Annotated in this window: 14 protein-coding genes, 1 tRNA gene and 2 pseudogenes; 8 read left to right on the top strand and 9 right to left on the bottom strand. The window is 36.2% G+C overall.

Annotated elements, in window-relative coordinates; all coding sequences use genetic code 11:
• Positions 1-8: 8 nt before the first annotated feature.
• The 3 genes and pseudogenes from OOK85_RS07085 to OOK85_RS07075 all read left to right on the top strand — a co-directional run.
• The gene (locus OOK85_RS07085; RefSeq protein ID WP_264703051.1) at positions 9-266 is read left to right on the top strand and encodes a hypothetical protein; all 258 of its coding nucleotides are present in this window, start codon (positions 9-11) and stop codon (positions 264-266) included.
• Positions 263-529 carry a type II toxin-antitoxin system RelE family toxin gene (locus OOK85_RS07080; protein ID WP_264703049.1) on the top strand — a complete coding sequence of 89 codons (267 nt, stop codon included), beginning with the start codon at positions 263-265 and terminating at the stop codon, positions 527-529. Before OOK85_RS07085 ends, OOK85_RS07080 begins: the two co-directional genes overlap by 4 nt.
• Before the next feature lie 77 nt (positions 530-606).
• Positions 607-966: pseudogene (locus OOK85_RS07075) on the top strand (phage portal protein); the annotation flags it as partial.
• On the opposite strand, the gene OOK85_RS07070 reads toward OOK85_RS07075, so the two are convergent.
• Entirely contained in the window at positions 964-1,914 is a 951-nt protein-coding gene (locus OOK85_RS07070; protein WP_264702189.1) for an IS481 family transposase, read from the bottom strand. The pseudogene OOK85_RS07075 and the gene OOK85_RS07070 sit on opposite strands and share 3 nt — an antisense overlap.
• A gap of 228 nt (positions 1,915-2,142) precedes the next feature.
• Between OOK85_RS07070 and OOK85_RS07065 the strand changes: the two genes are divergently transcribed.
• Positions 2,143-2,265 carry a hypothetical protein gene (locus OOK85_RS07065; RefSeq protein WP_264703047.1) on the top strand — a complete coding sequence of 41 codons (123 nt, stop codon included), beginning with the start codon at positions 2,143-2,145 and terminating at the stop codon, positions 2,263-2,265.
• 110 nt (positions 2,266-2,375) lie between these two features.
• On the opposite strand, the gene OOK85_RS07060 is transcribed toward OOK85_RS07065, so the two are convergent.
• The 4 genes from OOK85_RS07060 to OOK85_RS07045 form a co-directional block, all read right to left on the bottom strand.
• Positions 2,376-3,134, bottom strand: coding sequence for a cell division protein FtsQ/DivIB (locus tag OOK85_RS07060; RefSeq protein WP_264703045.1), 759 nt, complete (start codon positions 3,132-3,134; stop codon positions 2,376-2,378).
• Positions 3,115-4,068 (bottom strand): D-alanine--D-alanine ligase, encoded by a 954-nt coding sequence (locus tag OOK85_RS07055; protein ID WP_264703043.1) that lies wholly within the window; start codon positions 4,066-4,068, stop codon positions 3,115-3,117. Before OOK85_RS07055 ends, OOK85_RS07060 begins: the two co-directional genes overlap by 20 nt.
• A 113-nt stretch (positions 4,069-4,181) precedes the next feature.
• Positions 4,182-4,487, bottom strand: a complete 306-nt coding sequence (locus OOK85_RS07050) for a hypothetical protein (RefSeq protein ID WP_264703041.1) — start codon at positions 4,485-4,487, stop codon at positions 4,182-4,184.
• Between the two features lie 115 nt (positions 4,488-4,602).
• A complete protein-coding gene (locus tag OOK85_RS07045) occupies positions 4,603-4,977 on the bottom strand; it encodes a ferredoxin family protein (RefSeq protein ID WP_264703038.1) in 375 nt (124 codons plus the stop codon).
• 61 nt (positions 4,978-5,038) lie between these two features.
• Here OOK85_RS07045 and dprA point away from each other — a divergent pair, with 61 nt between their 5' ends.
• Entirely contained in the window at positions 5,039-6,127 is a 1,089-nt protein-coding gene (dprA, locus tag OOK85_RS07040; RefSeq protein WP_264703035.1) for a DNA-processing protein DprA, read from the top strand.
• A gap of 17 nt (positions 6,128-6,144) precedes the next feature.
• Here dprA and OOK85_RS07035 read toward each other — a convergent pair whose 3' ends face one another.
• From OOK85_RS07035 to OOK85_RS07025, 3 genes are all read right to left on the bottom strand, one after another.
• Entirely contained in the window at positions 6,145-6,897 is a 753-nt protein-coding gene (locus tag OOK85_RS07035; protein WP_264702259.1) for an IS5 family transposase, read from the bottom strand.
• 427 nt (positions 6,898-7,324) lie between these two features.
• The gene (locus OOK85_RS07030; protein WP_264703033.1) at positions 7,325-8,050 is read right to left on the bottom strand and encodes a triosephosphate isomerase; all 726 of its coding nucleotides are present in this window, start codon (positions 8,048-8,050) and stop codon (positions 7,325-7,327) included.
• A gap of 24 nt (positions 8,051-8,074) precedes the next feature.
• Positions 8,075-8,147, bottom strand: a tRNA-Thr gene (locus OOK85_RS07025).
• Between the two features lie 78 nt (positions 8,148-8,225).
• Here OOK85_RS07025 and rsmA point away from each other — a divergent pair.
• Positions 8,226-9,038, top strand: coding sequence for a 16S rRNA (adenine(1518)-N(6)/adenine(1519)-N(6))-dimethyltransferase RsmA (rsmA, locus tag OOK85_RS07020; RefSeq protein ID WP_264704224.1), 813 nt, complete (start codon positions 8,226-8,228; stop codon positions 9,036-9,038).
• 483 nt (positions 9,039-9,521) lie between these two features.
• The gene (gene guaB, locus OOK85_RS07015; RefSeq protein ID WP_264703031.1) at positions 9,522-11,015 is read left to right on the top strand and encodes an IMP dehydrogenase; all 1,494 of its coding nucleotides are present in this window, start codon (positions 9,522-9,524) and stop codon (positions 11,013-11,015) included.
• A gap of 180 nt (positions 11,016-11,195) precedes the next feature.
• On the opposite strand, the gene OOK85_RS07010 is transcribed toward guaB, so the two are convergent.
• Positions 11,196-11,948 (bottom strand): IS5 family transposase, encoded by a 753-nt coding sequence (locus OOK85_RS07010; RefSeq protein WP_264702164.1) that lies wholly within the window; start codon positions 11,946-11,948, stop codon positions 11,196-11,198.
• Between the two features lie 70 nt (positions 11,949-12,018).
• Between OOK85_RS07010 and OOK85_RS07005 the strand changes: the two are divergent.
• Positions 12,019-12,477: pseudogene (locus tag OOK85_RS07005) on the top strand (IS630-like element ISWpi11 family transposase); the annotation flags it as partial.
• Positions 12,478-12,607: the final 130 nt, after the last annotated feature.

The following is a 12,607-nucleotide window of genomic DNA, read 5'->3' as shown; positions in this document are numbered from 1 at the left end:
GTTAAAATATGGATCAAGGTCAAGAAAGGCTGAATGTTAATGTAAGTTTTGAGGGGGAATTTGCTCAGTATCTTACAGAGGTTGCAAAAACATGGAATAAAACTATACCAGAAGTTTTAGTGTGTCTTGTGAAGGAAGAATTCGAGGCAGAGAAAGAGATGGCTGAAATCATAAAAGAACGTGATATGCCAGATGCAAAGACGGTGAAAAATGAGGATGTTGACTGGGATAAAGTATTATCTGCAAAGACAATTAAAGATGAGTGAAATACAGTATTATCTATTCGGAAAAGGTTCTTGAGAAAGATTTCCTTACTTTACCACCAACAATAAGATCAAGAATTAGAAGAGCTATAGACGAGCGTCTTACAATTGATCCGATTAATCTTGGTAAGCCATTGAGTGGTAGGTTAGTAGGTAGTAAGAGACTAAGGGTAGGTAATTACAGGGTTATTTATAAAATAGCTAAGCTAGAATATACGGTAACTATCACCGAAATAGGACATAGGGATACAATTTATAAAAGATAGCAAAACTTACTGGAGTGTAAATTGAAATAAAATCACTCAAATTTGTGCAGCAACTTGTTGCATACTCAAGGGGCTAAATGTTACTCAAATCATTCAAACAACTATTTAATAAACCAAAGATAAAAAGCTCAGCCTGGGATGCAGCAGGCTCAGGAAGAAGATTTTTTCACTTTCAACCAGAGTTAGGAAGTATAAACAATTTGCTGTCTCAAAGCCTTGAAACTTTACGTAGTCGATCACGTGACATGGTGAGAAAAAATCCATATGCAGCAAATATCATTGATACAATAGTAAGTAACTCTATTGGAACAGGAATAAAACCACAATCAAAAGCAAGAGATGGAGAATTTCGAAAGAAAGTACAAGAATTATGGCTAAGATGGACAGATGAAGCAGACAGTAGCGGAGTAAGTGATTTTTATGGATTACAAGCTCTAGGTGTATGGTCCCAGAGTGTGATGGTGTGGATTTAGTATAAATAATTCTGGAGACTGTGTCCACTGATAACATATAAATTCATAAGGAGTAAGACCCTTAAGAGTTTTGAGTCTCTTTGCATAATTATAAGCCATAACAAAGTTATAAAGGTGTTCTTTAAGTTGCTGGTGCGATTGATAGTAATACTTCTTAACTGTAGCATCCTTTAAAGTTTTATTCATACGCTCGACTTGCCCATTCGTCCAAGGATGGCTAACTTTTGTCAAACGATGTTCAATAACATTCTCTTCGCAAACTCTATCAAATATATGTTGGAAAGCATACTTATGACGCTTCTGGTTTGTAAATTGTATACCGTTATCTGTCAAAATAGTATGGATTTTATACGGTAAAATTCTAATCAAATTACGTAAGAACTCAGCAGCTATGGGTTTTGTAGCACTGTTACGCAACTCAACATAGGTAAATTTGGATGTCCTATCAATAGCAACAAACAAATGTAATTTGCCCTCCTCAGTTCTAACTTCAGCAATATCAATATGAAAGTAACCGATAGGATATTGTTTGAATTTCTTTTTTGACTTAACTTCTCCATCAACAGTTGGTAATCTGCTAATGTTGTGTCTTTGTAAACAACGATGCAAGCTAGAGCGAGTCAAATGCGGAATTGTAGACTGCAGAGCGTAAAGGCAATCATCTAGTGGCAGTAGTGTATACTTGCGAAATGTAACTATTATAGCTTCCTCTTCTAGCGTTAAAACAGTCGATCTTGGACGCTTTGGACCCATATCAGCATCTTTCGTAAATGAACGTTTTCTCCACTTAATAATAGTTTTTGGATTAAGGTTATAATGCTTGGAGAGTTTTGCTATGCTCTCTTTTCTATTTTGTATTGCTCTACGAATCGTCTGTGTTGTTTTGGCGCACCCATGTAATATTTGTCCCATAACTCCTCCTTTGATGGTATTTTTTTCTCATATTTTATCATACCATCACACTCTGGGACTGTACACCTAGTAGGGTGTCATCCCAGTGCTCCTTTTTTTGTCATCCCAGTGCTTGACACTGGGATGACACCATCATAAAGGAATCAGTGTCAGTTACTTTCATGACACCATTCTTTTTCCTGGATCCCAGTGTCTGGGCACTGGGATGACAAGGTAGAGGGCACTGGGATGACAGGAGAAGGAGGCTACTGGGATGATAGGAGAAAGGAGGCTACTGGGATGACAGCTAGCCTGACAACCGTCATCCCGCTACGTGTTAGCGGGATCTATGCCAAGAGATACCGTGAATGAATCGCGGTATGACGTAGGATTGCTGTCATTCCGCTGCTTGTTAACGGCTGAATACCGCGAATGAATCGCGGTATGACGGTTAAGTATCCCGCTGCTTGGATGACAGCAGATCACCTCTTCACAAAGATTTTATCAGTAATACGCATATCAATAATACTCCAATCGCTGAAAGTAAAATCAGTTGTATTGTGTAAGTGGTTTAAATAGTCCCATGCACTATAAGGGTTATCTTCAGGCAGTTTTACTGTGGAATCGTTATCAAGTATGATATTCCATCTTCTATTCCCTATATAAGCAAAAGAAGAAATGTGGTCTCTTAATTGAGTTTTACTCTCCAACACATCTCTAACAAATTCTAGGTTTGATAACGAGTTTTGTCCTGTAATTACAACAAGATCATCTACTAGATAGTCATCTACGATCACTTTACCTTCAAAATCTATTACCGAGGTTTTGTTATTATCTTTCCAGAGAGCAAACGGTTTATGCTCATCTATATTAATGTGTAGAGTATTGGGCAAAATTCTGTGAACTCTTACGTGTTTTATCCACCTGCTTACGGATTGTATGTTACCGGCAAGTTTTGAAAGTGATATATACAGGATAGGTTGCGTTCTATCTGTCAAACTTAGAATATCCTTTTTGTTTGTAAATTTATTGCCGCTCACGACTACTTCGTCGATTGAAAATCCACTACTGAGTAATAAACTAGATAGGCAGTCATTATACCAAGTAAAGTAGTAATTAAATCGATTTATTATTTTATCAAGTGAGCTGTAAAGTATTAGCGTAAGAAAAAGTGCTGTGATAATAACCAAGGCACACTTACGCAAAAAACTCCTTTGGCTTCTAGCAATACTGCTCAACATGACTTAAATCCCTAATATTTTTGTGCTGCAAACTATCTTCAATAATAATTTTAACTAATTCATTAAAATTGATTCCTTTTGCCAATTTTGCAATTTCTGGCACTAACGATAACTCAGTAAAGCCAGGATGTGTATTAATCTCAAGCATTTTTACAGTGTTATTTTTGGGATTATAACGGAAATCTGAGCGGGAAATAGTTTTGCATCCTAAAAATTGATGAACTTTCAGTGCGTGTTCCAAGGTCATTTTATATATATTGTTAGGAATTTCAGCAGGAAATATATGTTCTGCAAATCCATCTGTATACTTTGCTTCATAATCATAGAATTTATTTTTTGGTCGTACTTCTATAGTGCCAATTGCTTCATCCAGCAATACAGCAGTATGTAACTCTATGCCCGGTATGTATTCTTCTACGATCATCTTTTCCATTATAGTAGAACTATTATCTTTCAGTTCTAAGTAATCCTCGTGCGAGAAAATTATGTACACTCCAATACTTGAACCTTCATTAATTGGTTTTAAGACGTACGGATAATCGATTTTAATATTATTTTTTAGTACATCTTCTCGGCTAATTACATAACCTTTTGGAGTATCAATACTAAGGGACCGGAATATATGCTTTGACATTGCCTTGTTCATAGCAACAGCCGAAGCCATAACTCCTGAGTGTGTATATTTTATACCTAAGATTTCCAATAAACCTTGAATGCAGCCATCTTCACCATAAGGTCCATGCAGAGCGATAAAAGCAAGGCCCGGATTAATTTTTTTAAGCTTTTCAGCAATATTGCTGTCAACATCTATTTCTATTGCATTATATGAAAGGCTATCGAGCGCTTTCTTTACTGCTTTTCCACTCATAAGTGATATTTCTCTCTCACAAGAAAATCCACCACTTAAAATTGCTATAGTTGGAACCATAAGCATTCTATGTTTTACTATATAGCATATATAAAAGATGCTCTTATCTTCAATAGAAAAAACGCTTTGAAAAATTCTATAGCTCTATCCTATGCACAACTGTACGAACGTTTGTTTTGTTAAGATACAACAAATGATGTCATCCCAGTGCCCTGACTACTTGGATCCAGGATTTTGATTAGCACTAAGTTGGTGAGCATATAAAGTGTTATGTTAAAATATAACGTTTTTACGGAAAGTCTGGATTCCAGTGTCTGGGCACTGGAATGACACCATTCTTTTTTCTGGATCCCAGTGTCAAGCACTGGGATGACATCATAGAGGCACTGGGATGACATCATAGGGGCTACTCGGATGACATCATAAAGGCACTGCCCTTTTGGATGGAAACCAGTGTCAGCTACTTGCATGACACCATCTGCCACCTGCAAATTGCAATGTTCGTACGATTGTGCGTCACGCGCTGGAATGACAAAGAAGAGTGAGTTGCTAGTTTTTCATATGGTTATGCAAGGAGTCTGATCTTTTTCTTTGTTAATATTATTCTAAATTTTCATCAAAATAAGTTGTTTTATCCTTTTTTTCCTTATACTCTTCTGCAGTATAGAGAGGTTGTTTTTTAGCTGTGATATTTGGCCATTTTTGTGAGTATTCTAAGTTTATGTTGTAAAATGACTTGAAAGTTTTTTGTTCGCTGCTCAGCAACTCTTCATCTAGTTCTAAAATATCTTTTATGGAATCATCAGTTACAATTGCATCTACTGGACACTCAGGTATGCACACTCCGCAATCAATACATTCATCTGGGTTAATCACGAGCATGTTTTTACCTTCATAGAAGCAGTCAACGGGACATACTTCCACACAGTCCGTATATTTACATTTTATGCATTTATCTGTAACAAAATGCGTCATAAAACACTGTATATTTGTATTATCTTGGGTACACTAAATTGATAAGAAATTCAAGTCTTTTATGAAGATAAATAAATTGAACAACAAAGAATTAGAAGTATGGTTAAGCTTGGCTAGAACTATAGGACCAATAAAGTTTTTTAGTATACTAAGAACACATGGATCGCTAGATGAGGTGCTAAAATATCTCAATAGGGTGGCTAATAATAAGGTGTATGGCATTCAAGATGCACGAGAAGAAATCAATAATGCAGAAAGAATTGGAGCTAAAATTATACCCGCATGTGACCCAGATTACCCTGATCTTTTAAGAAATATCTCTAGTTGTCCTCCTGCAATAACTGCGCTTGGTGATGTATCATTATTAAGCCGCGAGATAATTGCAATAATTGGTGGGCGTAACTCTTCAATAAATGGAAGAAATTTTGCCAATAAGTTGGCACTTGATTTAAGCGAAGCTGGTTTTGTTATTGTTTCTGGACTTGCAAGAGGAATCGATACTGCAGCAAACAGTGTAATATACAAAGATCATCCCACTATTGCTGTTACAGCAAGTGGGATTGATGTGGTGTACCCAAAAGAGAATTTTGATCTATACAAAAAAATCACCGAGAATGGCGGATTAATAGTTACTGAGCTTCCATTTGCTACTAAACCAAAGCCTCAATATTTTCCTCAAAGGAATCGAATTATATCTGGTCTATCGCTGGGTGTTGCAGTGATTGAAGCGTCGAAACGTTCTGGCTCTCTAATAACAGCAGATTTTGCTTTAAATCAAGGGAGAGAGGTGTTTGCAGTTTCTGGTTTCCCTTTAGATTCACGCTGTAGTGGTAGTAATTATTTAATTAAAAACGGTGCTAAGCTTATCGAGTCCGCTGATGACATAATAGAAAGTGTTAGGTTTAGTTTACCTCCGCAGCAAAAAAACCTATTTGATGTTGAGCACTATGCTGTTAACCAAAAACAAGAAAAATTACAACAGGCAAAATCTGTTATAGTTGATCATATTAACTCTGTACCTGTTGATATAGATGAACTTATATTAGCAAGCGGACTTTCTACCAACATAGCTCTAATGGCTCTTTTGGAACTAGAGTTGGAAAACAAAATAGAGCGTTCACCGGGGAATAAAATATCGTTAATTTTCTAGGCTCTGTGGACAAAATTTTAGAGAAGCCATACAAGAGCTCCAACAAAATTGAGAAAACCCATAAAAACCTCAGCAGTTTTATCAAATCTGGAAAAAATGCGCCTAAAATTTTTAATTTTACCAAAAAAACACTCAATCAAATGACGTTCTTTGTAGATATGCTCATCGTAATACCTTTGCACTTTTCGATTCCGTTTTGGCGGAATAACTACTGTACATCCCTTGTCTTCAAGACTTGTAACAAAGGCATTGCTATCGTAGCCCTTGTCAGCTACTACAGTAGAGTTATAGATACTTTCGGTCAACACTTGTGCCTGCGTAATTTCATTTCTTTGACCAGGAGTCAGAGTAAATTTAAGTGGATTTCCAAGTGCATCGACAAGCGCATGTATTTTAGTTGTAAAGCCACCTTTGCTCCTCCCTAAAGCTTCTTGATCCTTGGAGTTTTTTGTATATCCAGATGAACATGGATGGGCTCGGATGATCGTACCGTCGATTATAGCAACTTCTAAATCAGGCTCTTGTTTAGTATATTCAAGCAATTTTTTCCAGACATCTCTTTCACACCATCTTTTAAATCGCTTATGTATACTCCTGTAATTACCATAAGTTTTTGGTAAAAGTCTCCATTGGCAACCACTTCGCACTATGTACCACACTGCCTCTATGAATATTCTTAAACGTTTTTCATCTTTGCTGTGCATTCCTTTTACGCTTTTTATGAACTCTAAAATTTGTTTCCAATTTTCCTCTTTGATGTAATATTGCATATGGTAGTTTCTCCATTTTTTACCTATTAGGCTAAACTACCATCTTTTTCTCTCTTTTCATATTTTTTGTCCACAGAGCCTAGATTACTTTAGCTATAAGCCCACAACCGTACGAACATTATGATTTGAGTTCACCAAGAAAGATGTCATTCCAGCGCGTGACGCTGGAATCCAGCCTTTATTATGCAGCCACTTGGTTGAAATTAAGTCTTCTGGATCCAAGTAGTCTGGGCACTGGCGTCTTGGATAGAAATCAGTATCAGCTACTTAGATGACACCACTTTTGTATGGAAACCAGTGTCACTCTGACAACCGTCATCTCGCTACGTGTTAGCGGATACCGTGACGTTATGACGAGGGAGTACGCATTAGCGGAATCTACTGAGACGCCCGTGATAGCCCTATTCCTATAGTGAGTAATTCCCTTTTATCTACTTTTAGAATTGATAAGAGAAAACTTTTTTTCAACCTGTTGTATGATTTTATAAAAGTGATCGAAATCTAAGCTTGCACTGCCAATTAAAACTCCTGATAAATTTGAAATATTTAACAAATTTTCTATATTTTCTGAACTGACTGAACCACCATATATAATGTGTTTTTTACTAGTACACAATTTTATTACCTCTATCACCTCAGCAATTGCATCATTATTTGGCACATGACCTGTGCCTATTGCCCATATTGGCTCATATGCTACGGTATATTCACCGTGTGTTGGCAAGCGGTTTTTGCATTGATATTCTATTACTTCTTTTGTTTTTTCATTCTTATAATCTTCTGAATTTTCACCTACACAGATAATTGGGTATAAGCCTGATTCTATTGCTATTTCCGACTTAAGTTTTATTTCACTATCTTTTTCATTGGCCCTTTCAGAATGCCCAAGTATTACGTAAGTACACCCTAGTTCTTTTAACATTTCTGCGCTAATTTCACCTGTGTAAGAACCGAACTTTTTATGATGGCAATTCTGTGCTCCTATATTAATATTATTGTTCAACTCTATACTGCTTGGAAATGACGTAAAAGGAGGGCAAATTACTAATTTAGAGGTAATTTCGTTGCTCTTGTCGTTAAGTTTGCCTATAAAGTCAACAAATGAAGAACGCATTCCATTCATTTTCCAATTTGCTACTATTAAAAAGGACATCAACTTTACTTATATGAGTGAGAGTGCCGGCTGTCGGACTTGAACTGACAACCTACTGATTACAAGTCAGTTGCTCTACCAATTGAGCTAAGCCGGCGTTAAACACATTAATAATATACAATTATCAATGAATTTTAGTCAACTAATTTTTAAAATACTGTATAATGAAAATAATATGAAAAAATTTTTACTGAAGCCAAAAAAGAGTCTAGGGCAAAATTTTATTTTATCGAGTGAGATAACAAAAAAAATCGTCGCTTTAGCTGGTAGTCTGGAAAATTTTAATGTCATTGAAATTGGTCCTGGATATGGTGCATTAACAAGAGAAATATTGGTGCATAATCCAAAGTCTCTACTTTCTATAGAAAAAGATAGAGATTTAGTAAAACACCATGACCAACTGCTAAATGAGCATCAAGGAAAGTATAGAATTATAGAAGCGGATGCACTACATGTTACAGAAGAAGAGCTGATAGAGCGCCCAGTTAAAGTTATTGCTAACTTGCCTTACAATATCTCGGTAGTGTTATTTTTAAAGTGGTTAAATAATATAAAATTTTTTACGAACTTGACATTAATGTTTCAAAAAGAGGTAGCAGATCGCATTACGGCAAGACCCAATTCTAAAGATTATGGTTCCTTATCAGTGCTAAGCCAGTTACTATGTGATATAAAAAAGGAATTTGATATTGAACCTAAAGAGTTTTTTCCAAGACCAAAAATACATTCTTCAGTAATTACAGTAAATCCTTTGCCTATCCCAAAATTTGCAGTAAATTTGGAAACCTTAACAAGATTAACACGTGCTGTTTTTTCTCAAAGAAGAAAGATGCTGAGAAATAGCTTGCAAAATATAACGAACCACGCTGAAACTGTCCTTGAAAACGCTAAATTGAGTGGAAACCAGCGTCCAGAAGACTTAACCATTGAGCAGTTTTGTTTGCTGGCAAATAATGTAGAATGCTTATTTTACAATAAAATATATTAGCAACCATATAGCCTTTCTATCCCCTAAAAACAGTTAGAGCTATACGACAGAGCCACACCGGCTTCTATAGCTCCGCTTCTGTCATCCTATGGCTTACTGTACGAACATTGCAATATGGCACATAGTAAACGATGTCATTCCAGTCTGGAATCCAGCTTTTTCATAATCATTAAAACGTTGTATTTTAACATAAAACGGCTACTTTTATACTTAATAAAATTTCTGGATCCCAGTGTCTGGGCACTGGGATGACACCCTCCTGCTAGACAATATTCGTACAGTTGTGGGCTTGACCATAGGATCCAGCTTATAAAAGCTGGATTCCAGCGTCACGTGCTGGAATGACAACTTAAGGCATCACCTATAGTTACTAGTCTAACTATAAATATATTTTGGTAAACCTAAATTGCTTTAGCTATAGCTAATTTTGCAAAAGCCCTATTGCAATTTAATTAATTGGCGTATAAGCTTTAAATAAAGCCTATGAAAAAAATGGAAGCTTGTTATTCGTTTGACGATATACTTCTTTTGCCAGCCTATTCTGATATATTACCTTACGATGCAGATACAAAAACTTATTTAACAAATAGTATAGAACTAAATATCCCTCTCATATCCTCTGCGATGGATACTGTTACTGAATCGGGCTTTGCAATAGCTATTGCCCAACATGGAGGGATAGGTTGCATACATAAGAATTTATCAATAGATGAACAAGTTTTAGAAGTAAGAAGGGTGAAAAAATATGAAAGTTGGATCGTGTATAACCCAATCACGATTTCACCGGATAAAACAGTTGCGGAAGCAATTTCATTAATGAGAGAGCACAATTATTCTGGCATTCCTGTAGTCAATCAACGCAAGTTAGTTGGAATTTTAACTAACCGAGATGTGAGGTTTATTGAAGACCAGAACATAAATGTAAAAGTTTCCGAAGTGATGACAAAAGATAAGTTAGTGACAGTGCGGGAGCAGGGAGTAAATAGTGCCTCAGCAATGAAATTGTTGCATGAAAATAGAATAGAAAAGCTTTTGGTTGTAGATGAAAATTCTTGTTGTATAGGTTTAATTACGGTTAAAGACATTGAAAAATACAATAGATACCCAAATTCATGTAAAGACAGTAAAGGGCGGCTCAGAGTTGCCGCTGCAATTGGCACTGGTAAAAAAGATGGTATAGAAAGATGTGAAGCTTTGATCGGAGAAGAAGTTGATGTAGTTGTTGTGGATACTGCTCACGGTCATTCCGAAAACGTTATCAATACCATTAGGGAAATAAAAAAGATGTATCCGAATACGCAATTAATTGGTGGAAACATTGCAACAAAGGAGGCTGCTGAAGCGTTGATTGATGCGGGTGTTGATGCAGTGAAGGTTGGAATAGGACCAGGATCAATCTGTACAACCAGAATAGTTACAGGTGTTGGTGTGCCACAATTCTCTGCAATCAAGAATGTTGCAGAGGCGTGTAGAGCAAGAAACGTCAGACTAATTGCTGATGGTGGGGTAAAATACTCAGGAGATGTTGCAAAAGCTATTGCAGCTGGTGCTGACTCTATGATGATTGGTTCGATTTTTGCTGGCACTGACGAAAGCCCAGGTGAGATTATTATGTATAAGGGCAGAGCATATAAAGGCTATCGAGGAATGGGATCTATTAGTGCAATGAAACGAGGTTCAGCTAGCCGTTATTTTCAAGATAAAGATTCAAAACTCAAATTAGTTCCACAAGGAGTGGAAGGAAGAGTTCCATTCAAAGGTCCAGCTTCAGGAGTAATCCATCAATTGATTGGCGGATTGCAAGCTGCAATGGGGTATACTGGTAATAGGAATATAGAAGAGATGAAAAAAAATTGTAAATTTGTTACTATTACTGCATCAGGATTAAGAGAGAGTCACGCTCATGATATAGTCATTACACAAGAAGCTCCAAATTATGCTTATCAAACGTCCAATTTGTCAACCGATTCGGAGTAGTCCAGAAAAAGTAGAGAGAAAGTTAAGACGTTTTTGGAGTAAAATAAAACGTTTTTTCAAAATATGACAAATAGAAGAGAATATATAGCAGAATTCAAATTAGAAGCTGTTAAGCTGGTTAAAGAAACAGGTCAAGCAAGTACAAAAATAGCAAAAGATCTAGGCTCTGTGGACAAAATTTTAGAGAAGCCATACAAGAGCTCCAACAAAATTGAGAAAACCCATAAAAACCTCAGCAGTTTTATCAAATCTGGAAAAAATGCGCCTAAAATTTTTAATTTTACCAAAAAAACACTCAATCAAATGACGTTCTTTGTAGATATGCTCATCGTAATACCTTTGCACTTTTCGATTCCGTTTTGGCGGAATAACTACTGTACATCCCTTGTCTTCAAGACTTGTAACAAAGGCATTGCTATCGTAGCCCTTGTCAGCTACTACAGTAGAGTTATAGATACTTTCGGTCAACACTTGTGCCTGCGTAATTTCATTTCTTTGACCAGGAGTCAGAGTAAATTTAAGTGGATTTCCAAGTGCATCGACAAGCGCATGTATTTTAGTTGTAAAGCCACCTTTGCTCCTCCCTAAAGCTTCTTGATCCTTGGAGTTTTTTGTATATCCAGATGAACATGGATGGCCTCGGATGATCGTACCGTCGATTATAGCAACTTCTAAATCAGGCTCTTGTTTAGTATATTCAAGCAATTTTTTCCAGACATCTCTTTCACACCATCTTTTAAATCGCTTATGTATACTCCTGTAATTACCATAAGTTTTTGGTAAAAGTCTCCATTGGCAACCACTTCGCACTATGTACCACACTGCCTCTATGAATATTCTTAAACGTTTTTCATCTTTGCTGTGCATTCCTTTTACGCTTTTTATGAACTCTAAAATTTGTTTCCAATTTTCCTCTTTGATGTAATATTGCATATGGTAGTTTCTCCATTTTTTACCTATTAGGCTAAACTACCATCTTTTTCTCTCTTTTCATATTTTTTGTCCACAGAGCCTAGTATATATAGATGAATCTGGTATTGATAATACCGAAGACTATCCCTATGGATATTCTCAGAAAGGACAGCGGTTTTATGCTCTAAAATCTGGTAAAAAAATTCAACGAATCAGTATGATTGCAGCCTTAAACGGCAGAAAAATAGTTGTTCCGTTAACATTTGAAGGCCACTGTAATATGGATATCTTTAATAAATGGTTTGAGCAGTTCCTAACACCGATTTTGGAACCTGGACAAACTGTTATCCTTGATAATGCTACTTTTCATAAGTCTAATAAGATTACTGAACTTGCTAAAGGAGTTGGTGCAGAAATTTTATATCTACCGCCTTATTCTCCCGATTTTAACAAAATTGAGCATCATTGGTTTGCTATAAAAAACAGAGCTAGGAAAAACATTCCTCTATTCACATCTTTTCGTCATGCTGTTGATTCTGCTTTTCTATGAACTTTCCGGACTATTATGAAAAGAGCTATAACTATTGCATTCCTGCACAATTTATTCTCATGATAAAAACGTCTTAACTTTCTCTCTACTTTTTCTGGGTAAGGTCAAATAGAGAATTTTACAAAAATCT

This window comes from Wolbachia endosymbiont (group A) of Volucella inflata (assembly GCF_947250665.1).
GTDB classification, from domain to species: Bacteria; Pseudomonadota; Alphaproteobacteria; order Rickettsiales; family Anaplasmataceae; genus Wolbachia; species Wolbachia pipientis.
This window is presented reverse-complemented; position numbering and strand designations above follow the sequence as displayed.